Annotated in this window: 22 protein-coding genes; 13 read left to right on the top strand and 9 right to left on the bottom strand. The window is 54.5% G+C overall.

Features of this window, described 5'->3' with window-relative positions:
- Nucleotides 1-20: 20 nt before the first annotated feature.
- From urtE to urtA, 5 genes are all read right to left on the bottom strand, one after another.
- Nucleotides 21-743: an urea ABC transporter ATP-binding subunit UrtE gene (gene urtE, locus QMO62_RS23005; protein ID WP_284644617.1), complete on the bottom strand. Its 723-nt coding sequence runs from the start codon at nucleotides 741-743 to the stop codon at nucleotides 21-23.
- Nucleotides 736-1,530: an urea ABC transporter ATP-binding protein UrtD gene (urtD, locus tag QMO62_RS23010; protein WP_284644619.1), complete on the bottom strand. Its 795-nt coding sequence runs from the start codon at nucleotides 1,528-1,530 to the stop codon at nucleotides 736-738. Before urtD ends, urtE begins: the two co-directional genes overlap by 8 nt.
- Before the next feature lie 6 nt (nucleotides 1,531-1,536).
- Nucleotides 1,537-2,646 (bottom strand): urea ABC transporter permease subunit UrtC, encoded by a 1,110-nt coding sequence (gene urtC, locus QMO62_RS23015; protein WP_372516693.1) that lies wholly within the window; start codon nucleotides 2,644-2,646, stop codon nucleotides 1,537-1,539.
- A 17-nt stretch (nucleotides 2,647-2,663) separates the two neighbouring features.
- Nucleotides 2,664-3,569 carry an urea ABC transporter permease subunit UrtB gene (gene urtB, locus QMO62_RS23020; RefSeq protein ID WP_284644621.1) on the bottom strand — a complete coding sequence of 302 codons (906 nt, stop codon included), beginning with the start codon at nucleotides 3,567-3,569 and terminating at the stop codon, nucleotides 2,664-2,666.
- 154 nt (nucleotides 3,570-3,723) lie between these two features.
- Nucleotides 3,724-4,950, bottom strand: a complete 1,227-nt coding sequence (gene urtA / locus QMO62_RS23025; RefSeq protein WP_372516731.1) for an urea ABC transporter substrate-binding protein — start codon at nucleotides 4,948-4,950, stop codon at nucleotides 3,724-3,726.
- Nucleotides 4,951-5,281: 331 nt separating this feature from the next.
- Between urtA and QMO62_RS23030 the strand changes: the two genes are divergently transcribed.
- From QMO62_RS23030 to QMO62_RS23070, 9 genes are all read left to right on the top strand, one after another.
- Nucleotides 5,282-5,587, top strand: a complete 306-nt coding sequence (locus tag QMO62_RS23030; RefSeq protein ID WP_284644624.1) for an urease subunit gamma — start codon at nucleotides 5,282-5,284, stop codon at nucleotides 5,585-5,587.
- Nucleotides 5,588-5,600: 13 nt separating this feature from the next.
- The gene (locus tag QMO62_RS23035) at nucleotides 5,601-5,966 is read left to right on the top strand and encodes an urease subunit beta (protein WP_284644625.1); all 366 of its coding nucleotides are present in this window, start codon (nucleotides 5,601-5,603) and stop codon (nucleotides 5,964-5,966) included.
- Nucleotides 5,948-7,708 carry an urease subunit alpha gene (gene ureC / locus QMO62_RS23040; RefSeq protein WP_372516694.1) on the top strand — a complete coding sequence of 587 codons (1,761 nt, stop codon included), beginning with the start codon at nucleotides 5,948-5,950 and terminating at the stop codon, nucleotides 7,706-7,708. The genes QMO62_RS23035 and ureC overlap by 19 nt, the downstream gene beginning before the upstream one ends.
- 64 nt (nucleotides 7,709-7,772) lie before the next feature.
- A complete protein-coding gene (locus QMO62_RS23045; RefSeq protein WP_284644626.1) occupies nucleotides 7,773-8,471 on the top strand; it encodes an urease accessory protein UreF in 699 nt (232 codons plus the stop codon).
- Nucleotides 8,472-8,505: 34 nt separating this feature from the next.
- Nucleotides 8,506-9,168, top strand: a complete 663-nt coding sequence (gene ureG / locus QMO62_RS23050) for an urease accessory protein UreG (RefSeq protein WP_284644627.1) — start codon at nucleotides 8,506-8,508, stop codon at nucleotides 9,166-9,168.
- On the top strand, nucleotides 9,161-10,006 hold the full coding sequence (locus tag QMO62_RS23055) for an urease accessory protein UreD (protein WP_284644628.1): 846 nt from the start codon (nucleotides 9,161-9,163) through the stop codon (nucleotides 10,004-10,006). The genes ureG and QMO62_RS23055 overlap by 8 nt, the downstream gene beginning before the upstream one ends.
- Before the next feature lie 414 nt (nucleotides 10,007-10,420).
- Nucleotides 10,421-11,359 carry a heme o synthase gene (gene cyoE, locus QMO62_RS23060; RefSeq protein ID WP_284644629.1) on the top strand — a complete coding sequence of 313 codons (939 nt, stop codon included), beginning with the start codon at nucleotides 10,421-10,423 and terminating at the stop codon, nucleotides 11,357-11,359.
- A gap of 72 nt (nucleotides 11,360-11,431) precedes the next feature.
- Complete coding sequence (locus tag QMO62_RS23065) at nucleotides 11,432-12,040, top strand: SCO family protein (RefSeq protein WP_284644630.1); 609 nt, start codon at nucleotides 11,432-11,434, stop codon at nucleotides 12,038-12,040.
- A gap of 10 nt (nucleotides 12,041-12,050) precedes the next feature.
- On the top strand, nucleotides 12,051-12,977 hold the full coding sequence (locus tag QMO62_RS23070) for an AEC family transporter (RefSeq protein ID WP_284644631.1): 927 nt from the start codon (nucleotides 12,051-12,053) through the stop codon (nucleotides 12,975-12,977).
- On the opposite strand, the gene QMO62_RS23075 is transcribed toward QMO62_RS23070, so the two are convergent.
- A complete protein-coding gene (locus QMO62_RS23075) occupies nucleotides 12,967-13,329 on the bottom strand; it encodes a ribonuclease M5 (RefSeq protein ID WP_284644632.1) in 363 nt (120 codons plus the stop codon). The genes QMO62_RS23070 and QMO62_RS23075 overlap by 11 nt on opposite strands.
- A 252-nt stretch (nucleotides 13,330-13,581) precedes the next feature.
- On the opposite strand from QMO62_RS23075, the gene QMO62_RS23080 reads away from it, so the two are divergent.
- On the top strand, nucleotides 13,582-14,577 hold the full coding sequence (locus QMO62_RS23080; protein WP_284644633.1) for a Gfo/Idh/MocA family protein: 996 nt from the start codon (nucleotides 13,582-13,584) through the stop codon (nucleotides 14,575-14,577).
- Nucleotides 14,578-14,624: 47 nt separating this feature from the next.
- On the opposite strand, the gene QMO62_RS23085 is transcribed toward QMO62_RS23080, so the two are convergent.
- Both QMO62_RS23085 and QMO62_RS23090 read right to left on the bottom strand, forming a co-directional pair.
- On the bottom strand, nucleotides 14,625-16,262 hold the full coding sequence (locus tag QMO62_RS23085; RefSeq protein WP_284644634.1) for an S-layer homology domain-containing protein: 1,638 nt from the start codon (nucleotides 16,260-16,262) through the stop codon (nucleotides 14,625-14,627).
- 203 nt (nucleotides 16,263-16,465) lie between these two features.
- Nucleotides 16,466-16,573 carry a YjcZ family sporulation protein gene (locus QMO62_RS23090; protein WP_284644635.1) on the bottom strand — a complete coding sequence of 36 codons (108 nt, stop codon included), beginning with the start codon at nucleotides 16,571-16,573 and terminating at the stop codon, nucleotides 16,466-16,468.
- A 288-nt stretch (nucleotides 16,574-16,861) separates the two neighbouring features.
- Between QMO62_RS23090 and QMO62_RS23095 the strand changes: the two genes are divergently transcribed.
- Nucleotides 16,862-18,496: a methyl-accepting chemotaxis protein gene (locus QMO62_RS23095; protein WP_284644636.1), complete on the top strand. Its 1,635-nt coding sequence runs from the start codon at nucleotides 16,862-16,864 to the stop codon at nucleotides 18,494-18,496.
- Between the two features lie 64 nt (nucleotides 18,497-18,560).
- Here the strand turns inward: QMO62_RS23095 and QMO62_RS23100 are convergent, their stop codons facing one another.
- Complete coding sequence (locus tag QMO62_RS23100) at nucleotides 18,561-19,727, bottom strand: MFS transporter (protein WP_284645013.1); 1,167 nt, start codon at nucleotides 19,725-19,727, stop codon at nucleotides 18,561-18,563.
- Nucleotides 19,728-19,908: 181 nt separating this feature from the next.
- On the opposite strand from QMO62_RS23100, the gene QMO62_RS23105 reads away from it, so the two are divergent.
- Both QMO62_RS23105 and QMO62_RS23110 read left to right on the top strand, forming a co-directional pair.
- Nucleotides 19,909-20,364, top strand: coding sequence for a hypothetical protein (locus tag QMO62_RS23105; protein ID WP_284644637.1), 456 nt, complete (start codon nucleotides 19,909-19,911; stop codon nucleotides 20,362-20,364).
- Between the two features lie 41 nt (nucleotides 20,365-20,405).
- Nucleotides 20,406-21,572 (top strand): transglutaminase domain-containing protein, encoded by a 1,167-nt coding sequence (locus QMO62_RS23110; RefSeq protein WP_372516695.1) that lies wholly within the window; start codon nucleotides 20,406-20,408, stop codon nucleotides 21,570-21,572.
- Nucleotides 21,573-21,674 lie beyond the last annotated feature (102 nt).

Below are 21,674 nucleotides of genomic sequence, written 5' to 3' on the forward strand. Positions count from 1 at the left end.
TCCAAATTCGTGCAAGTGACCTAAACCGCCAGATGCCGGCGTACCTCATCGGCACTCAAGGCTTCCGAGCTTCCTTCGGCTACGACCGTTCCCTTGTCGATGACATAATAATAGTCTGCGATGGTCGTGGCGAAGGTGAGGCTTTGCTCGACAAGCAGCACCGACATCGTCTTGCTACTCTTAATAGAGGCGATGACCTCCTCAATCTGCTGAACGACCGACGGCTGAATGCCCTCCATCGGCTCGTCAAGCAGCAATACGTTCGGCTCGGCCACCAGCGCCCGGGCGATCGCGAGCTGCTGCTGCTGTCCGCCGCTGAGGTCGCCGCCCTTGCGAGTCAGCATCTCCTTCAGCACGGGAAACTTCTCATAGATGTGCTCCGGAATGCCTCGCCTCCGAACGGCAGGGGTGGCGGCCTCGAGGCCGAGCAGCAAATTCTCCTCCACGGTCAGCTGGGAGAAGATGTCTCTGCCTTGGGGAACGTAGCCGATCCCTCCGCGGGCCCGCCGGTCGGCGGGGCTTGAGGTAATATCCTCAGCGGCATAACGGATGGTGCCGCGCCTTGGCTTGATTTGTCCCATGATCGTCTTCATTAAGGTTGATTTGCCGACGCCGTTGCGTCCCATCAGGCAGACGACCTGACCGGGCCTTACCTTCAGCTGTACGCCGCGTAAAATCATGCTTTCCCCGTAGCCTGCCTCGATGTCCGTCAGCTCCAGAGCGTTCAAGCTGGAATTAGCCATGGCTTCGCTCCTCCCGTCTTCCAAGATACACCTCTGCCACTCGTTCGTCGCTTTGGATCTCCTCCATCGTACCCTCCCGCAGTACGCTGCCCTCATGCATGACGGTTACCGTCTTGGCGAACTGCCTCACAAACTCCATATCGTGCTCCACCACAACGACAGTCTGTCTGTCGCTGATGCGATGGAGAAGCTCGCCCGTTTTCTCCGTTTCACTGTCCGTCATCCCGGCAGCCGGTTCGTCAAGCAGGAGCAGCTCGGGCTCTTGAATGAGCAGCATGCCGATCTCAAGCCACTGCTTCTCCCCGTGAGAGAGGGAGCCGGCTTTCTCGCCGGAGCGGTCCGCCAGTCCGATCAGCTCGAGATATTGCTGCACCTTTTCCCGCTGCTCATGGGTCGTCTTGGCGATCAGCGAGCTGAGCAGGCCTCGCTTTTGCCTCATGGAGAGTAGCAGGTTTTCCTGCACCGTAAGGGTGACGAAGATGGAGGGAGCCTGGAATTTGCGCCCGATGCCCAGCTGTGCAATCTGATGCTCCTGGTATTTGGCCAGATCCGTTTGTCCCTTATACAAGACGCGCCCCTTCGAAGGCTTCACCTTGCCGCACAGCACATCGAGTAAGGTTGTCTTGCCGGCTCCGTTCGGTCCGATCAGGAAGCGAAGCTCCCCTGAGTTCAAGGTGAAGGCAAGATCGCGAATCGCCTTAAAGCCGTCAAAGTCCACTTCAAGCTGCTCTACGCGAATGATGGTGCCGGGTTCTGATTTTCTGGGTGATGTCTCCGTCATACTCATGGCAAATCAGCCTCCTTGAATGGGTTTGGTAGCGGCGCCGGTTACAGGTACCTGCGGTTCGGACGCTTCGGAACGCCGGGTCCATCGGCCGGCAAAGTCCTGGAAGGTACCGACGAGACCCTTAGGCAAAAAGAGAACGGCGACGATAAACATCGCTCCTAAAATAATCGGCCACCAGTCAGGATAAGCCTCGCTGAAGGTGGTTTTGGCTGCATTCGTGATCACGGCGCCGATGAGAGCGCCGAAGATGGTGGCGCGGCCGCCGATGGCTACCCAGAGCACCATCTCGATGGAGGGCACGATCCCCATCTGAGCTGGGGAGATGATGCCCTCCTGAAGGACGAACATAACCCCGGCGAGTCCGGCGAGTGCAGCCGATACACAGTAGATGAACACCTTATAGGCGACCGGATTGTAGCCGATGAAGCGGACACGGTTCTCGGCGTCGCGCACGGCGACCAGAATTTTGCCGAGACGGCTGGAGGTAAGCCAAAGACACAGCAGCAGCGTCAGTCCTACAATCGCCACCGTGGCGTAATACAAGCCAAGCTTGGTGGACGGCTCCCCCAGCTTCCATCCAAGGAACGTATCGAAGTTGGTCAGTCCGTTCGTACCTCCGGTGAAGCCCTGCTGTCCGACGAAGAGGGTTACGGTGATAATAACAAGGGCTTGAGACAGGATGGAGAAAAAGGTGCCCTTGATCCGGTTGCGGAACGTCAGGTAACCGAGCAGGAAGGCGACCGCTACAGGAATCAGCAGGGCGAGGAGCAGCGCCATGGCAGGCGAATGGAACGGCTGCCAGAACCAAGGCAGCTTCTCCACACCGCTCCATGACATGAAGTCGGGAAGCTCGCCGCCGGAGGCTGTCAGCTTCAGGTGCATCGCCATCGCGTAGGCGCCTAGCCCGAAGTATACGCCATGGCCAAGGCTCAGGATGCCGGTGTAGCCCCAGATCAGGTCAAGGCCCATGGCTAGAATGGCATAGGCCAGAAATTTGCCGAGCAGGGAGAGGCGAAATTCGGATAACACCAGCGGTGCCAGCAGCATGAGGGCAAGCAGGATCACGCTGGCTATGATTTTCATTTTGTTATTGCGCAGCGGCAATGATGTCAGCATGGGGAGATCACCTCCTGTTAGTCTAGAGCTCTGGATTTCATCGTGACGAGGCCGGCCGGCTTCCATTGCAGGAAGGCGATGATCAGCGTGAACACGATGACCTTACCCAGCGTGGCGCTGGTCGTATATTCGAAGGCGGTGCCGAGGACACCGATGCCGAGCGCGCCGGCGGCCGTTCCGATCAGCTTGCCGATGCCGCCCAGGACGACGACCATGAAGGCGTCGACGATGTAGTAGGTACCGATGGAAGGGCCGATCGGACCGAGCAGCGTCAGTGCGCAGCCGGCAATGCCCGCCATCCCGGAGCCGAAGGCGAAGCCGACGGCATCGACGCGGCGGGTGGAAATGCCGAGGCTGGAGGCCATTGAGCGGTTTTGCATGACCGCCCGCATATTACGGCCGCCGCGCGTGTGATACAGGTAGAGGTAAATCACGGTGATACAGACCGCAACGAGAGCGATGATGAACAAGCGCTTATAGGGCAAGGTCAGATCCGCGGTGATCGCCAGCCCCCCTTCGAGCCAGGCCGGCGCCTTGACCGCTACATTGGGCGCTCCGAAGATGGTGCGCGCCAGCTGCTGAAGCACGAGGCTGACCCCCCAGGTGGCGAGCAGACTATCCATCGGACGGCCGTAAAGGTAGCGGATCAGCGATACCTCAAGGAGCCAGCCGACAAGGAAGGCTACGGCGAAGGCAACGCCCAGCGACAGGACGAAATAGAGGCCGAAGACGCCGGAAGGCAGCAGCTTTTGAAAAAGCAGCTGAATGGTATAGGCCATATAGGCCCCGATCATAATGAATTCGCCGTGCGCCATGTTGATCACGTTCATCAGCCCGAAGGTGATGGCGAGTCCGAGCGCGATCAGCAGCAGGATGGAGCTGAGCGAGACGCCGTTGAACAGCTGCAGAATGAGCAAGCTCATAGCGGGTACCTCCGTTTCGTGTGATGTGCTTCGTTTGGGAAAATGCAAGAGGCTGTCCCGTAAGCCGGAAACGGCTTAGGGAACGAGCCTCTGGAGTGTGTGCTAGCGGATAAGGAATGCCGAAGGATTCATTGCTCAGGAGAGGCTAAGCCTATTACTTCTTCGTAACCTCAGCACCCCAAGGATAGGTCTTCAGGAATGGATCCGGCTTCACGGGCTGACCGGAGTTCCATACTTCCTTGAACTGGCCGTCGGCCATCACTTCCCCGATCCGGACGGTCTTATACACGTGCTGATTCTCGCCGTCGAACTTCACCTTGCCTCCCGGCGCATTGATCTCGATGCCCTTGGCAGCTTCCTTGACCTTCTCGACATCGAAGGAGCCGGCCTTCTTGACCGCTTCCGCCCATACGTAGACGCCAAAATATCCGGCTTCAATCGGGTCATCGGTTACGCGGTCTTTGCCGTATTTCGCTTTGTAGGCTTCAACGAACTTTTTGTTCTCCGGCGTATCGGTCGTTTGGAAATAGTTCCAAGCGGCATAGTGGCCTTCGAGAACACCGGCGCCGATTCCGCGGATTTCTTCCTCCGCGACACTAACCGAGAGAGTGGTAAGATCTTTCGCGGTAATTCCAGCGTCTTTCAGCTGCTTGAAGAAGGCCACGTTGCTGTCGCCGTTCAATGTATTGAACACGACATCCGGCTTCTGAGCCTTGATTTTGCTGATGATGGTATTGTAGTCGGTATGTCCGAGAGGGGTATATTCTTCTGCGATAAGCGTGCCGCCTTCGGCTTTCAGCTGCTCCTTGATGATTTTGTTGGCGGTTCTTGGGAAGACATAGTCGGAGCCCAGGAGGAAAAACTTCTTGCCCTTATTCTGGAGCAGCCAGGATACGGCCGGTACGATCTGCTGGTTGGTGGTGGCGCCGGTGTAGAAAATGTTCGGAGACGCCTCGAGGCCTTCATATTGGACAGGATAAACGAAAAGTCCTTTGTTCTGCTCGACGACCGGAAGTACGGCCTTGCGGCTGGCGGAGGTCCATCCGCCGAAGATGACTACGGCTTTGTCCTTCTGCAGCAGCTTCTTTGTTTTTTCTGCGAAGGTCGGCCAGTCCGAAGCGCCGTCTTCTACGATAGGCTTCAGCTGCTTGCCGAGCAGCCCGCCGGCCTTGTTGATCTCTTCGATCGCCATCAGGGAAGCGTCCCGAACGGATACCTCGCTGATTGACATCGTACCGGTCAACGAGTGAAGAATCCCCACCGGTACCGTGTTGTCGCCGCTCGCTGCTTCTGTTTTTGTGTCGGCGGCGTTTGTCGCTGCAGGCTTCTCTCCTCCTGCACACCCTGCTAGCAAGGCGGATAATGTGAGGCACGCGGCCATTAGCGCGGTGAAGCCTTTTTTCTTTGTCGGTACCATTCTCATCCACTCCCCAAAATTTGGTTTTCAGTATGGCTTACATGCCCTATCATATTCAAATGTTATTTGCATGTCAATATATATAACACAAAATTTGTTTTGCTAGGAATGTTCGTGTTTTTGTGTGAGTTATGGAGAGATTTATGCAAATGTCGCGTTGGTTATGAGTCGATTTCAGAAAAAAATCAATTGATTCATGTTATATAATATGACATAAACTATAGACAGGAGCTGTAACCGCGAATATAATAGACCTATCTTCAAAGAATCATTCGTGTTTTGTAGGAGGGGTATCATGCACTTGACGGAGAGAGAGAAGGAGAAGCTGCTGATTACGGTAGCTGCCGATCTGGCCCGGCGTCGCTTGCTCCGTGGAGTTCAGCTGAATTATCCGGAAAGCGTGGCGCTGATCACCTCGGAAATATTGGAGGGTGCGCGTGACGGCAGGACGGTTGCGGAGCTAATGCACTTCGGGACGACGATCCTGAGGGCGGAACAGGTCATGGAAGGCGTGCCTGAAATGCTTCACGAGGTGCAGGTCGAGGCGACGTTCCCAGACGGAACGAAGCTGGTTACCGTGCATCAGCCGATTCGAAGGTAAAGGAGGTTGCGGCATGATCCCGGGTGAAATTCGTACTTCTGCAGGATCTATTGAACTCAACGCGGGCAAAGAGAAGCTTGAGCTCATAGTGGTTAATATGGGAGATCGTCCGATCCAGGTCGGGTCTCATTTTCATTTTTTTGAGGTCAACCGGCAGCTGCGCTTCGACAGGTCACAGGCTTACGGGATGCGGCTCGATATCCCGGCCGGGACCGCTGTAAGGTTCGAACCCGGTGAGGAGAAGCCGATCCGGCTTGTGGAGCTGGGCGGCGAGAAGCTGTCGTTTGGCCTGAACGGGCTGTCCCGCGGCAAGGTGCAGCGGGGGCAGCTGCCGGAACCGATTCGGATTCGGCTTACGGAATGGGAAGAGGGGATGTAGCTGTGGCCGATATGGAGCGCAAGGCTTACGCTCAAATGTTCGGTCCCACGGTCGGAGACGCCGTCAGACTAGCCGATACGAATCTGTGGGCCGAGGTGGAGCGGGATTATACAGTTTATGGAGAAGAATGCAAATTCGGCGGCGGTAAGGTCATCCGTGACGGGATGGGGCAGTCGAGCCGGCATACCCGGGACCAAGGGGTGCTGGATACCGTCATTACGAATGCCTTGATCATCGATCATTGGGGGATCGTGAAGGCGGACATTGGACTGAAGGACGGCTTGATCGTCGGGATCGGCAAGGCCGGCAATCCCGATCTGATGGATGGCGTCACCGAGGGAATGATCGTCGGCGCTTCGACGGAGGTCATTGCGGGCGAAGGCAAGATCATCACGGCCGGCGGCATCGACACGCACATTCATTATATATGTCCGCAGCAGATCGAAACGGCGCTGTCCTCCGGCGTGACTACGATGATCGGCGGAGGTACAGGGCCGGCCGCGGGAACGAGCGCCACCACCTGCACCCCGGGAGCATGGCACATGTACCGGATGCTGGAGGCGGCGGAAGCCTTCCCCATGAATCTTGGATTCACAGGGAAAGGCAATGCGTCGTTTCCCGAGCCGCTTGCCGAGCAGGTGGAGGCCGGTGCGATCGGCCTGAAGCTGCACGAGGACTGGGGGACGACGCCGGCGGCGATCGATGCCTGTCTGAGTGTGGCGGACCGTTATGACGTGCAGGTGGCGATTCATACGGATACGCTCAATGAGGCCGGCTTCGTAGAGGATACGATCCGCGCCATCGGCGGGCGGACGATCCATACGTATCATACGGAAGGGGCAGGAGGGGGGCATGCTCCGGATATTATCCGGATTGCCGCGGAGCTTAATGTGCTTCCGTCCTCCACGAATCCGACGCGCCCCTATACGATCAATACCGTAGAAGAGCATCTTGACATGCTGATGGTATGCCATCATCTCGACAGCCGGATCCCGGAGGACGTGGCGTTCGCCGATTCCCGGATTCGGCCCGAAACGATAGCGGCGGAGGACATTCTCCATGACCTTGGCGTGTTCAGTATGCTGAGTTCCGATTCCCAGGCGATGGGGCGGGTAGGCGAGGTCATTCTGCGTACTTGGCAAACTGCAGATAAAATGAAACAGCAGCGGGGTTATCTGCCGGCTCCGGGAGAGAGCTTATCTGACGGCGCAACGCCGCAGCAGGATAATTTCCGCATCAAGCGATACATCGCCAAGTATACGATCAATCCGGCCGTTACCCACGGGATCTCGCATCTGGTAGGCTCCGTGGAGGTGGGGAAGCTGGCGGATCTCGTCGTGTGGACGCCGGCGTTCTTCGGGGTAAAGCCTGACCTGGTGCTGAAAAGCGGAATGATCGCCTTCGCTCAGATGGGCGACCCGAATGCCTCGATTCCGACGCCTCAGCCGGTGTTCGGCCGACTGATGTTCGGCGCTTACGGCCGTGCGGTGAGCACCACGAGCATAACGTTCCTCTCCCGGGCTGCGTATGACCTGGGCGTCCATAAGAAGCTTGGCTTGCAGAAGCGCATCGAGCCGATTCGCGGCTGCCGCCAAGTGACCAAGAAGGATATGATCCATAACGGAGAAACCCCTAAGCTTGAGGTGAACCCGGAAACGTATGAAGTGAAGGTGGACGGCGAAGCCATCACTTGCGAACCGGCCGAGGTGCTGCCGATGGCGCAGCGGTATTTCTTATTTTAAACAATAGCAATCATTCGCCTGGTTGATGTTCAATCAGGTTAAGGAAGGGAGAGGACCCCGGACCGTGAGCGTTCCCGCTATTTCCTGGCTCGCTTATGTGCAATTCCTCGATTCGGCCCTGCCGATCGGCGGCTTCTCCCACTCGTTCGGTTTGGAAACACTGGTTCAGCAGGAACGCATCACGACGGCTGCGGATCTGCAGGCCTATGTGCTGTCGATGCTGGCGGGGAGCTGGGCATCCGTCGATGCTCTGGCGGTTAAGGCGGTCTACGAGTACTGCCCGGAGGAGCGTTATGAGGACCTTTGGCTGGTGGATCGTCAGCAGCATGTGCAGCGAGCCGCCGCAGAGACGAGGGACGGTGTCGCCAAAATGGGCCGCCGCCTGTACCAGCTTGCCCGCGCAACGTATCCGGGCCTGCAGTGGGAGCCTCTTGCCGGGGCGCTCCAAGCAGGCCGCTGCATCGGCACCCACCCATTGATTCACGGCTGGGTCAGCCGCGAACTGCAGGTGCCGCTGGATAGGGCCGCCGAAGGGTATTTGTATGCTTGTACCGTTACCTGCATCAACAGCGGACTTCGTCTGATGTCCTTGGGCCAAACAGACGGACAGCGGCTCATTGCGGCACTGCTGCCGGCGATCAGTGAGGCATGGAGCCGTACTGCGGAGCAGGACCCGCTAAGGGACGGCTATGGCAATTCACCTGCCGCCGATATCGCCATGATGCAGCATGCCGGCTTATATTCCCGGTTATTTATGTCTTAAAACAATACTTTTAGATGGAGAAGGAGGACACGCCATGTGTCAAGGAGGAGCGCATCATCATCATGTTTGGGAAACACCTGCATCAGCCTCTCTGCAGCGTCCCATGAGAATCGGTATCGGAGGTCCGGTAGGCTCCGGCAAGACGGCGCTCGTCGAGCGTCTCGCCCGGAAGCTGAATGGCCAATACAGCATCGCCGTCATCACGAATGACATCTATACCAAGGAAGACGCCAATATCCTGATTCGCTCCGAGGCGCTTCCTGCCGAGAGAATTATCGGGGTGGAGACAGGGGGCTGTCCTCATACCGCCATTCGGGAAGACGCCTCCATGAATTTTGAAGCGATTGAAGAGCTGGAGCAGCGCTTCGAGGGACTCGATATGATCTTCATCGAGAGCGGCGGAGATAACTTAGCGGCCGCCTTCAGCCCCGAGCTGGTGGATCGCTTCATCTATATCATTGATGTAGCGCAGGGGGAGAAGATCCCCCGCAAGGGCGGACCGGGTATCATGCGCTCCGACCTGCTCATTATTAACAAGATCGATCTGGCCCCCCACGTAGGCGCCAGTCTTCAGGTCATGGAGGAGGACACGAAGCGCATGCGCGGCGACAAGCCGTTCGTTTTCTCCAACCTGTTCGACGGTCAGGGGCTCGACAGCATTATCGAATGGGTGCAGCACGAATACAAGCATGTCTAGGGTGACCGGCTCGATAGCCGCCTCGTTCGCCAGCTCGGGAGGCGCGACGCAGCTGGATCGGCACATGCAGTCGTACCCGCTCAAGCTGGCGAAGACCTTTGCCTTCGGGCGCCAGCTAGGCGTATACCTGATGGATGCCTCCCCGGGTATCCTGGCAGGGGACCGTTATGAGCTCAAGTGGGAGTTCGGAGAGAACAGTCAGGTGCTGCTGACCAACCAATCCTACACCAAGGTTCATCCTGCCAGGACTTCTCCCGGGGCGGAGGCAAGGCCCAGCGAGCAGCACCAGCGGTTCGCTTTACGGTCAGGAGCTTATGTCGAGTACATGCCCGAACCGTTGATGCTGTATAAGGACGCGGTGTTCGACAGCGAAACGGTCATCGAGCTGGAGCAGGGCTCCCACTTGCTGTGGAGCGAGGTGCTGTGTCCCGGGCGTACCCACCGCGGAGAGCAATTCGATTATGAGCTGTATCAATCCAGGTTATCCGTCTTCCTCCAAGAGGAGCTAATCTATAGCGCCAGACAGAGAATCGCCCCCGCATTACACACCCCTCGTCAGCTGGGAAGCTGGGACCGCCATACGCATCTGGGTACGTTCCTCTTCTTCTCGGAGCAGGCGAACCAGGAGCTCGCCGACCGCTTCCGGGAGTGGCTGAATCCCGCGGATCAGCCGGCTTCTCCCTCATTATCCTGCGGCGTTAGCCATACGTATAAGCATGGAATGGCCATCTCGATCTTGGGACAACGGGTGTATGAGATTCAAGCCTTGCTGGAATCGATCCGAACCCGCATCCGTTCCGAGGTGTTCGGCCTCGAGCCGCTTCCTTTCCGCAAGTAGCCTCTCGCGTTCCGTGAGAGGCTTTTCTCTTTTTAATCCCCTCCGAGGGGGCTGTCCGATGGAGGGTCTCAAGCTCATGATTCACGGGAGTGAATGGAGGGGGAGGGAAGGGTACGCAAAGTGGTAACGGCCGCCTTTGAAATCAAGTTGTCACCGATACATACTTTCAATAGAACAAATTGATTTCAAGGAGCGGTGGAGTACCCTCCCTTCCCCGCAATGAACTCTCCCCCGAATCCTCTACGCTTTCCCCACCATCGAAATCGGACAACCCCCTCCCACATATCGACAATATTTTGAACACTTCCCCGCTTTGTTGTCAAACGTCCTGCAGGTTGATATTATTAAGAGGATGTGGATCCATGAGCCGGATTCGAATGGGCTACAAGGGTTGACACAAGGGGGTATTTGGCATTGAGAGAACAAGCTAGTCTGGAGCTAGGCGCGGAGGATACCGTGGCCGCTGCGTCGGAAGCCGTGCAGCAGAAAGCTTCTATTAAGGATTTTATTCAGCTGGCCAAGCCGGGCATTCTATTCTCTAACTCGATCACAGCCTTCGGGGGCTTCTGGGTAGCATCCCAGTGGAATGTGGATTGGCTTCTGTTAGTATACACTCTGATCGGAACTGCGCTGGTCATGGCCTCCGGCTGCGTGCTGAACAATTATTTGGACCGGGATATGGACATCAAGATGGCGCGTACGCAGGGCAGAGCGCTCGCTACCGGCCGAATCTCGCCTCAGACCGTTTTGGCGTACGGCATTATTCTGGGTATTCTGGGGCTTTCGACGCTCTGGTTTCTCGCGAACCCGATTGCCGCGCTGCTCGGTTTGATCGGACTTTTCGTGTATGTATGGATCTACACCGCCTGGTTTAAACGCACATCCGTTTGGAGCACGTTCGTCGGCAGCTTCTCCGGGGCCGTGCCTCCGGTCATCGGGTACTGTGCCGTTCAGCCGGAGCTGGACGCAGGGGCATGGATTTTGTTCGGCATCCTGTTTCTATGGCAGCCGCCGCATTTTTGGGCACTGGGCATTCGCAGGATGGAGGAATACCGTGCAGCAGGCTTCCCGCTGCTTCCCGTCGTAAAAGGCACCTTCGTGACCAAGATCAGCATGATCCGATATGTGGTTCTGCTGGTTCCGGTATCGCTGCTGCTGTACGTTTACGGCTATGTCGGCAACATTTATTTTTATGCCGCTGTCGTTATGGGGCTATACTGGACGTATTTGACGGTTAAGGGCTTCAAGGCGGAGGATGAAGTGGCGTGGGCTAAGAAAAACTTTATTTACTCCATTAACTATTTGACCCTGCTGTTTATCATTATGGTAATCAATACGACGCCGCAGGGGTAAGCTGAATGATCTTCCCATGACCCTTTTCAGGCGCATGGGATTATTTTTTTTAGGAGAGGAACAGGAGAAAACATGAAAAACAAAGGCTTCCAAGCAATAGTCATTATACTTTTATTAGGTCTGATCGGTTCCCTGGGATACATGCTGATCAAAGGACCGGAGGAGAAAATCGGGGTCATCAAGAAAGCGCCGGATTTCGAACTCACGAACGTGGATGGGAAAAAGATGAGCCTCGCGGATACGGCGGGCAAAGCGCGACTAGTGTATTTTTACTTCTCGACCTGCCCTGACGTGTGCTCGCCGACGACGTATACGATTTCCAAGATTCAAGATAAGCTGGTGGAAAAAGGGGTCTTCGGCACCAAAACGGCTTTCCTCTCCATCAGCTTCGACCCGAAGAAGGATACGCAGGCTCAGCTGCAGCAGTTCGCGAACCGGTTTCATTATGATCCGAAGGGCTGGTTTTTCCTCCGAGGAGAAGATGAGACAGCTATGATGGAGCTTGCGCAGAAGTACGGGATTATGGTCGTGAAGGATGCAGGGGCGGATACGTTCAGCCATACGAACTATATTCTGCTTGTGGACGGCAAAGGGGATATCCGTACGTACTATAACGGAAGCGATGTAGACCTCGACCTGGATAAGGTAGTGAACGATCTGATCAAGATCAGCAAAGAGTAGGGCGGACAACATGAATTATTTCCTGCATATTTTACTCAACAATGTGATACCGCTAACCATAATGATTGCTGTAGGCGTGGTCTTGTACCGCGCCTTTCAATTGGACATCAAAACCCTTTCCAAGCTGAATTTTTACTTGTTTTCCCCGGCCATCGTATTCAAGATGCTGTACGAATCGGCGATCTCCCTCAATATTTTGATGCAGACGCTGCTTTTCTTTGTCGTGTATTTTGCAGCGATGTTCCTGCTGGTCGAGGCCGTAATCCGTCTCCGGGGCTATAAGGGCGGAATGGTTACCGCCATGAGGAACAGCGTTATTTTCTACAACAGTGCGAATTATGCAATCCCGCTCAACCAGCTCGTTTTCGTCGGGGATGCTTTTACGATGTCGATTCAGATTATCATTATGATGATGCAGAATCTGCTGCCCAACACCTACGGAATTTACAGCGTCAATGCAGCCAAGAAGAGCGACCTTAAGCAAACGATGCGGACGATTCTATCGCTGCCCGTGCTTTATGTCATTCCGATTGCATTTGTTATGCGCGGGTTCCATATTCCGGTACCGGACCCGATCTATGCGCCTATCAATTATGTATCGAATGCGTTCATTGCTACGGCTTTGCTGACGCTTGGCGTACAGCTGGGAAGCATGAAGTGGCAGTTTCGCTTCTCGGACGTTATGGTGTCCAACGTGCTTCGTTTGCTCATGGGGCCGGCGGTTGGGTTCGGGATTGTGCTGCTGCTGGGAATCGAGGGCATTATGGCTCAAGTGCTGGTGCTGTCCTGTTCGGTACCCACCTCGCTTAGCAGTGTGCTGATCGCTGTCGAATATGACAACGAGCCGGAGTTTGCCTCGCAGGTGGTGTTCTCGTCTACCATTTTCAGTATTTTTACCGTCACGCTTGTCATTTATTTAATGAGATTTATTTCATAGGCTGCAAGGCCGGGTCTACGGGGGGATAAATGATAAATTCCTCGAGCCCGGCTTTTTCTAATTGCTGAATGAGATACTCGTCAGGCGTACCTTCAACTCCAGCATAACCCCGCCGCGTGTAGATTTGCTCGGCATCGGGGAACAGGTCGCGCAGAATGCCGCGAATTTTTTTCCCCGAGGAATCATTATCGGTAAAAAGAAACACCTCGCTTGAGCCCGCCTTTTGCCTTAGATCCTCCAGCTTCAGCGTATTTAAAGAGCCGAACGTGCAGAGAATGGTGATATCCTCCGTAAGCAGGCGGCGGAGCCGGGCTTTGTCGTTTTTTCCTTCCACAATGATGACGATGGACATAGAATCCCCCCGTATACTAGCGGATTAATAATCTTCCTTGTAGTATATCCACTTTTGCTGTCCCATCCAAGAGGTTTCTGTATGCATTTCCCGGGAAATGTCGAACAGGGAGCGTTCCGCTGCCATCCTCGACGTCTAATCGCAAGAATCGTTTATTTTCTCTAACAAAGGCATAGATGGTTTAGATTCGGCATGTCCGTTGAATTACAATAAAGGAAGAGGCAGTGATTGTTGTAAAAAGGAGCGGCATCTATGAAGCAGCATCGATTTGTTTTGATTGGACACGGCAATATTAGCACGAAATATATATCGGCCATTCGTTCCAAGCTTCCCTTTGCCGAAATAGTCGGGGTGATCGGACGGTCTTCCATAAAGGTCGAAGCATTCGCAGAAGAACATGGTATTCCCTATTTCGGTACTGATCTGAGGGAAGTAGCTGAGAATGCTGAAGCGACAGCAGCTATCATCTGCACGCCGAATGCCCTGCATCATGAGGGGGTTCTGCAGGCTTCCCGCTTGGGTTTGCATTGCTTGTGCGAGAAGCCGCTGCATATCTCGGCGGAAAAGCAAACGGAGATGATCCGAAGCTGCAGGGAGAACGGCGTGAAGCTTGGAGTATCCTACATGCGCAGGCTCATCAGGCATATGCAGGATATTAAGCAGCTGATGGATTCAGGGCAGCTCGGCAGGATCATGGTTGTGGACGTGGTTATGAAGCATTTCCGGCCGCATGACTATTACGATTCCTGGCACGGTACAATGGAGCTGGACGGGGGAGGACCGTTCCTGCAGCAGGGAAGCCACATCGTTGACCTTGCACAGTGGCTCTGCGGAGGCTACCGCGAGGTGCTGGACGCAAGGAGGTTCCAGGTTTACCACGATATAGAGACAGAGGACCACGGCTATGCGATCGTCCGGTATGAGAATGGCGCGGTAGGCATGATCGAAGCTTCAACGGCCAGTACCGGTATGAAGACGGAATACATTGAAATCTCCGGTACGAAGGGTTCGATTAAGGCGGACTATGAAGGCATCATCAGCTTCCAAGTGCCGGGCGTGGAGCCTCCCGAGCCGTCGCACGACGAGAGTAATGCGCGATTATTCGAGCGATTGGTCGTAGACTTCGCGGAGGCGATCGAGCAGGAGCGGGAGCCGTTCATAACCGGCGAGTCCGCCAGAAAGGCTACGGAGCTTATCTTGGATATCTATACGAAGTCGGGGCAGCCGATCCGGCTGCTCCGTGAATAGAGAAAGGCGGCCGTCCTCTTTAGAAGGGGACAGCCGCCTTTTACTTATTAGTTATTGATGAAATCGGCGCCGGACAACAAGCGCTTCAGCATCGTTGCCGATTGCGCGCGAGTCGCCAGCTCCCGCGGAGCGATCGTCGTATCGGTCATTCCGTCGACAATGCCCGCTTCAATAGCTGTGGCGAGCTCGGCTTGCGCCCAGACGATTTGCTTCGCATCGGCGAACTTCGCAAGAAGCTCGGCTTGCCTTGAGCTGTTTACTTCCGGCTTCGCACCTGCATAATCCAAGGCACGAACGACCATGGCAGCAAGCTCTTCGCGATTAATCGGCGCGTTCGGCCTGAAGGTCTGGTCCTCATAGCCTTCAACCAGCTTGGCTTGCGCGGCCGCCGCTACGACGCCTGCATACCAGTCGGATGCGGAGACGTCCTTGAAGCTGCTGCTTCCGCCCGGCTGAAGTCCCAGGGCGCGAACAACCAGTGCGGCGAATTCGGCCCGGGTTATATGACGTTCCGGCTCGAAGGTCGAATCCGTGACACCGTCTACGACCAGCTTGCTTGCCAGAAGCTCGATGTTCCCTTGTGCCCAGTGACCGCTAATATCATCAAAGCTCTTATTCAGCTCGATCACGGCATAAATGCTGTTTCCGCTGCGTTTCAGCAGGGCTTCGTGTTTTCCGTCCTTGGAGGTGAAGAGGGTCGGAACGAAGCTGAGCTTTTGGGTATCCGGGTTGTACAGAACACCTGTGGTCTTATCGGCATCCACCGCTTTATCCAAAGGAAGAATGCGGCTGATGTAGGCATTGCCCAAATCTATCGTGATTGTGGAGGCGCCGACTGCTTGAAGGTTGAATTCGACCACGCCGGACAGCTTGGCCCCGCCTAGCGATCTAGCTGCGGCAGCCACAGCATCCGCAGTGGCTTGGGTTGCTTTGGCAACGGTCACTTTAATCAACAGGGTGTCCAGCTCACTGCCGGTTGCCTTAGCCAGCTCCTCCAGCTTCAGTAGATGAACCGGAAGAAGATAGGTTCCATATTCATTCGTAATGCGCAGCACCTTGTCTTTGTTCCCGACAAATTCTTTCAGTGCCTTCGCCGGCAGCAGAGCGGTTTCACCATACAGCTTCAGAATGACCTCATTGGCGTCATTCAGAGCTTTCTCCAGTTCGGTCGCACTTACGCTGCCGTCCATCGGTACAATGACCGTGCCGGCTGGAGTACTGGAGCCGCCACCGCCGCCGCCGCCCCAGCCATAGCCGGGATCATTCAGGCCGCTGCGGTATACCGTTTCGTACACGCTGTCGGATACATTGTGAAGACGAAGGTAGGAATAATTTCCAAGACCGCTTACATTCAAATTATATTGATATACGCCCTCAGTCACGTTGTATGTAGCGTACGTAGCAGTTGTCACTTGAAGCTGGGTGCCGTTAGGATCGTAAAGATACACGTCCCGGCTGACGCTGTACACGTCGGAGTAGACCGTTCCGGTAACCGTGCCGTTACGATAGCTCAGGTCCTTGAACCCTGAAGCGGCATAAGCCAGAACCGGCATCATGACCGACAACAGCAGCATAAGCACTGTCACTTGAGCCGTTTTTTGCTTAAGTAAGGGCTTCACGAACATTTCACTCCCATCTTTTTTGTCGCTTGCTTGAGATTGTGATTGCAGGGTTCGTTGATTCATGCCATCTCACCTCCTTTTCCTACAATCCATCACAACAATATTCGATGGGTGCCCATAAAAATATGACCGTACTTCCATAATTTGATAATAAAGTTAAAATATAAGACATCATTTGGACACATCTTGTCCGTTTGGCAGGACTGGCCCGGACAAAAGAAAAAGCCGCCCGATGACGGACGGCCTCCCAGCGCCAATTCAGAACATTACACATAGAAAGTGCGAGTGACAATGACCAGCAGGATGAAGAGAACCAATACGACGCCAGTGGAAGTCCAGAGGCCGCCTACGCCTACGTTACCGCATGCTCCCATAGTATGTGCCTCCTTTCGGAAGAAAGAATCTTTGTCGGAAGACACTATATCCTATGTAAGATATCTCGATTCGTTATGTGCGGTCACCTAGATAAGAAATGAATACGGCAGAAGAAAAAAGTCGAAAAAAGAGGAAATTCGACCGATATAGTTGTATATATACTAAGTAAGGGTTGTCCAACCCAAATGAAACGATCAGGGGGAAGTCATTTGAATTTTTGGGTAAGCTTCAAATTTCGGTTATTTGCTCTTTTAGTGGTTCCCATTATTTGCATCATTGCCATCTCGATGATGTTGATTCAGGACAAGTCCTCCGATGTAAACCGGATCACGCGGTTATTGCAGGAGACTACGAACCGTCCGACGTCCTTAGTGCTTAATGCGGACCGCGATCTGTATCAAATGCTGACGGCCTATCTAGGCTATGCCAATGCTAAGGATAAGCCGGCTGCCAAAGCGAGCTTCGAAGAGAACGCTAAGCAGGCGACGGATCGAATCGAGCAGGCATATCAGGTGCTGAAGGAAGATCAGTTAACCCATCTGAAGCATCCGGAAACGGGACAATCGATTCAAGAAATTATCGATAACTTTAGAACAAGCTTTCAACCATTAACAGAAGCGGCAAGAGCCCAGATGAACGGTCAAAAAATTGAAAGCGCTTCAGTAGAGCCGCTATTCGAAAAAACTCGCGGGGGTCTTAATGAATTTGGTGAAATACTCGATGCGTATGCTGCATCCCAAGTAGAGGAGCTTATCCGAGAGAATAAGCGAGATGAGAAATGGATGTACGCCCTGATTCTAGTGATCGCAGCGGTCCTTGCTTTTGCCGGATATATTCTGATCCGGCGAATGATGCGGACGATGAAGGAATTGCTGGATCGAATGGGCAAGGTGGCCCGGGGCGATTTGAGCATATCGGCACCGTCGAAGCGGAATAAAGATGAGATGGGGCTGTTGTCCGAATCCCTGGATACCATGACCGCCAATGTGAAAGGCCTGATTGAGAACATTATGTCGGGCTCCAAGCAAGTGGCGGAATCCGCCTTTCAGCTGGCGTCCAGTGCCCAGGAATCGGCGAGGGCGTCAGAGCATGTAGCGGAGAACATTCAGGAGGTCACCCTCGGCGTAGAGGGCCTGGCGGCGATTGCCGAAGAAACCAATAAGGCGGTCAGGGAAGTGGCGGCCGGCGTCAATCGCATTGCCGCAGGTACGGGAGATATTTCCGAGCACTTTGTCAGCACGACGCAGGAAACGGAAGACGGCCGAATGATCATGGTGACGCTGAAGAACCAAATTCAATCGTTGATCGGTACATCAGCCACGCTATCTACTGTTATTGATGCGTTGAACCGCAAATCGGAGGAGATCGGAGTTGTCGCTGAGGAGATCACTCAATTTGCTGCGCAAACCAATCTTTTATCCCTGAACGCTTCCATAGAATCCGCCCGAGCGGGTGAGCACGGCAGAGGGTTTGCGGTGGTTGCGAGTGAAATCCGCAAGCTGGCCGCACAATCGATGCAATCAGCAGAAGGCATCACCGGAATGATAGAGAGCACGCAGCAGGAAATTTTCACAGCCTCCCGGCTGATGAAAGATACGATTGAGGAAGCGGGCAAAAGCACGAAGATTATGGATGAGGTTCAGCAAAGCTTCCTCCATATTTATGAGTCAGTCAAGGAAAGCAGCTCGGAAATTTTGGAGACTTCGGCCATTACGGAGGAGCTGGCGGCCTCTTCGCAGGAAATATCCGCGGGAATGGAGCAATCTTCGGCTAACGCCCGCGAGATATTCATCAAAACGCAGAATGTCGCTTCCGCCACAGAGGAACAGCTGGCCTTGATGCAATCCATTGCCAGCTCGTCGGAGCAATTGAAGGAAGTCGTTGTGAGGTTAAATCAATCGGTGGGGCATTTTAAATTGTAATCTGCTGCTGCATAAGAAGAGGGGTTGGGATGACATAAGCATCTCAACCCCTTAGTTTATGTGGTTAAGCTTCGACGGGCTTGTGAAACGCGCGAAACGGCAAAATGGATAGAGCAAGCATGAGGCAAAGAAAGGCGATGAAGTACGGCGATATATGCCCGCGGAAATGTCCGGCGAGAATAGGACCGAGAAACGCTCCGATTGAGAAAGCGATGGAGAGAATCGAGAATACCCGGCCATAACGGGTCGCGCTCGTCACGCTGGCCAAGAGCGAGGCGATCGCCGGAAAAATTATGCCCTTCGTCATGCCGATCAGGAATAACGAAGCATACATCGGAAGCGGCCAGTTGACGGACATGCCGAAGAAGATAAAGGCAAGAGCCAGCGCGCCCATCGTCGTGCGTAAAAAAGGAGACACCCGGCTGAGGAACAGCATGCTTAGTGTGACCAGCGCTCCTAAGCTGACCAGGGAGAAGAAAACGCCTGAAGTCAGGATGGAGCCGTGAGTTTCCTTCATTAGAGGAAGCTCGAAGAACAGGATGCCCTGCGAGCAGGAAATGGCCAGCGGTACCCCATAGAACAGCCAAGGGATGGAGCCTGCCGCCCCGTCCGCCTTGGACGAATCTCCATCGGGGAGCACAGCTCCATGGGAATCGACGAACAATTCCGATGCCGATTGTTGATACTGCTTCTCCTTTACCCCGAACCAAGCGAGCACGCCCGTTACGATTAGGATCCACCCGAGGATTACGAACGACTGGGCAAAGCCGAAGGTAGCAACCAAATAGGCGCCCGCTGCCGGGCTGAGCACGGAGGCGATCGTATGCACCATGCCGTTTCCGGCCATCAGCTTGCCTTGCTGGACCCGATCCTTGGCAATTTTGGCGAGCAAGGATAAGCAAGCCGGAGAGAGGAAAGCGAGCACAAACCCGCTGATCGAGCGTATGATTAAAAGCTCCCAAGGATCGTCGACGCGGGATTGAAACAGGAGGACGATTCCTGCTACAATCAGGCTGAATACAATGAAGCCCTTGCTGCCGTAACGGTCAACCCCGAAGCCTGCGATCAAATTACCTGGCAGGTGTGTGATCGAGTAGACTCCAAGAATCAGTCCGATAAAGGAAGGCGCCGCTCCCAGCGAAATAGCGAAGGGAGACAAAATCGGGTACTGGGCATGTAGATCAAAGAAGGCCACGAAAATAAATAAATACAGCCAAATGGCCGTTTTCACTGAAATCACCTCGCGCTTATAGTGGAGTGGTTGTCTCATAGCCTCCCCTACTACTTGTACGCCTTGGGACGACCCGTTAGTACACAATTTTTGACAAAGGCTACGGCTAAGGCGGTTTTCGAAAAAAAGGGATGAAGAAGAGCCGCTTCATAAGGTATGATGTATAAGCTGGTATGTGTTTGTGAACAGTGATAAAAAGGGAGAGATGGTCTTGGAATTTATCGGTTCTTTCTTGGCGGAGCGCTGGTATGTCATTGCTGCGGCGCTGATTGTACTGTTTTTGGTGATCAAGATTGTGAAAACCGTCATCAAATGGGTGATCGTGCTCGCTGTGCTTGCCGGATTGTTCTACTATGGCGCGAGCTATAAGGATCAGCTGCTGGAGCTCGGAAGCACGGTGGGGGCGAAGGTTGCGACGGAGGCGAAGACCCAGGCGATGAAAGCGATGACCGATGAGGTGAAGGACGCCAAGTATCAGCTGAATTCCGACGGAACCTTCACGATAGCGACCAAAAGTGTGAAGCTTGAGGGCAAGCCCGGCGCGAACGAGGTGAAAGTCACCTTTATGAATCAAACGTTCACGCTGCCGTTGGATGCGGCGTTGAACACGCTCATTGAGCAGGCGAAGAAAAACTAGAACCGGACGCAAGCAGCCGGGGGAGGAGGAATGAGGAAACGTTGAATGAGGTGTGGAATCTTATCAGGGAATGGAATGCCGTTACGGTTCTGCTGTTCATGATCTTCGTGCTGTCCGTGCTTCAAGGGATGTACCGCGGCGCCTCATCGTCCGCCAGACGCCTGCTGCTGCTTGCGCTTGAAAGCGCGGCGACGGTCGTCAGTCTTTTTATCGGCTGGCAGCTGACTTCATGGCTCTCTCCCAAGGTTCAGCTCTGGCTTGCGGAACTGGGGATTACCATTCCTGCGGAGGAGCTGGGCTTCTGGCAGCAGCTTTATTATACGGCAATGACGGGCATGAGGGATTTCTCGCTGCTTCGCTTCAGCGTGCTGTTCGTGTTATCCTTCGGCATCATTAAACAGCTGGTGTACAGGGTCATGGATCCGCTGATCGGAGAGTCGGTCATGGAGCGAACGGAGCATGCCTCCGCTCAGGCGAAGGCCAAGGGAGAGACGCCTACGATCTTGAGCAGCCTTGCCGGAGGGGCTATCGGTATCGTTACCGGCGCAGCTAGGTCGCTCATATTTATCGCGATACTGTTTGTGGTGACGACCTTGTTCCCGTATACGCAGGCTACCGGGTATATTCAGGCCTCGTCCCTCTACCAGAAAGGCGCCAAGGAGATCATTGAGCCGGTGACCGGGGATTTCCTGACGAGCCAGCTGCCGGTGTTTACCCGCGCGGTGGAAGAGGAATTCGCCAATATTCTTCAGCGCAAGTATGAAGTGGTGGATGCCAGGATCCCGGCGGATATTAAGGCAGCGGCGGAGCAGATTACGGCTAAGGGCTCGACCGACGAGGAGAAGGCGAAGCTGCTCTACCGTTACGTCGGCACCCGGGTCAAGTATGACTGGGACAAGGTGAAGCTGTATGAGGAGAAGCGGATCTGGAAGGAGCAGACGCCGGAGGAAACCTTCCTTACGAAGCAAGGCGTGTGCATCGATTTCTCCCGTCTTTATGCGGTAATGGCCCGTTCGATCGGGCTTGAGGTCAAAGTGGTTACAGGGCTCGGTTACGACGGCCGTGGCAGCTACGGGCCGCATGCTTGGAACGAAGTGTATTTGTCGGAAAAGAAGGCATGGGTGCCTCTGGATTCCACCTGGGTGGCCAGCGGAGGCAACTGGTTCAACCCGCCGAATTTTCACGAAACGCATATCAAGGAAGTGTAGTAGGTTCAAGCCGGTGCAACTGCTTATGGCAAGCAGACGTACCGGCTTTTTCCTTTTTCTACATGCCGTTTCTCATCCGGAAAACTTGTGGTACACTTAAGG

Origin of the sequence: Paenibacillus silviterrae, from assembly GCF_030167925.1 — a bacterium.
Classification (GTDB): domain Bacteria; phylum Bacillota; class Bacilli; order Paenibacillales; family NBRC-103111; genus Paenibacillus_G; species Paenibacillus_G silviterrae.

Excerpts from the sequence above, each read along its gene's own strand:
- ureG (WP_284644627.1), top strand. The coding sequence starts at position 8,506 with ATGTGTCAAGGAGGAGCGCATCATCATCATGTTTGGGAAACACCTGCA.
- QMO62_RS23085 (WP_284644634.1), bottom strand. The coding sequence starts at position 16,262 with ATGAATCAACGAACCCTGCAATCACAATCTCAAGCAAGCGACAAAAAA.
- QMO62_RS23035 (WP_284644625.1), top strand. The coding sequence starts at position 5,601 with ATGATCCCGGGTGAAATTCGTACTTCTGCAGGATCTATTGAACTCAAC.
- QMO62_RS23065 (WP_284644630.1), top strand. The coding sequence starts at position 11,432 with ATGAAAAACAAAGGCTTCCAAGCAATAGTCATTATACTTTTATTAGGT.
- urtE (WP_284644617.1), bottom strand. The coding sequence starts at position 743 with ATGGCTAATTCCAGCTTGAACGCTCTGGAGCTGACGGACATCGAGGCA.
- urtB (WP_284644621.1), bottom strand. The coding sequence starts at position 3,569 with ATGAGCTTGCTCATTCTGCAGCTGTTCAACGGCGTCTCGCTCAGCTCC.
- QMO62_RS23080 (WP_284644633.1), top strand. The coding sequence starts at position 13,582 with ATGAAGCAGCATCGATTTGTTTTGATTGGACACGGCAATATTAGCACG.
- urtC (WP_372516693.1), bottom strand. The coding sequence starts at position 2,646 with ATGCTGACATCATTGCCGCTGCGCAATAACAAAATGAAAATCATAGCC.
- QMO62_RS23075 (WP_284644632.1), bottom strand. The coding sequence starts at position 13,329 with ATGTCCATCGTCATCATTGTGGAAGGAAAAAACGACAAAGCCCGGCTC.
- QMO62_RS23095 (WP_284644636.1), top strand. The coding sequence starts at position 16,862 with ATGATGTTGATTCAGGACAAGTCCTCCGATGTAAACCGGATCACGCGG.
- urtA (WP_372516731.1), bottom strand. The coding sequence starts at position 4,950 with ATGGCCGCGTGCCTCACATTATCCGCCTTGCTAGCAGGGTGTGCAGGA.
- urtD (WP_284644619.1), bottom strand. The coding sequence starts at position 1,530 with ATGAGTATGACGGAGACATCACCCAGAAAATCAGAACCCGGCACCATC.
- QMO62_RS23090 (WP_284644635.1), bottom strand. The coding sequence starts at position 16,573 with ATGGGAGCATGCGGTAACGTAGGCGTAGGCGGCCTCTGGACTTCCACT.
- ureC (WP_372516694.1), top strand. The coding sequence starts at position 5,948 with ATGGGAAGAGGGGATGTAGCTGTGGCCGATATGGAGCGCAAGGCTTAC.
- QMO62_RS23030 (WP_284644624.1), top strand. The coding sequence starts at position 5,282 with ATGCACTTGACGGAGAGAGAGAAGGAGAAGCTGCTGATTACGGTAGCT.
- QMO62_RS23070 (WP_284644631.1), top strand. The coding sequence starts at position 12,051 with ATGAATTATTTCCTGCATATTTTACTCAACAATGTGATACCGCTAACC.
- QMO62_RS23055 (WP_284644628.1), top strand. The coding sequence starts at position 9,161 with ATGTCTAGGGTGACCGGCTCGATAGCCGCCTCGTTCGCCAGCTCGGGA.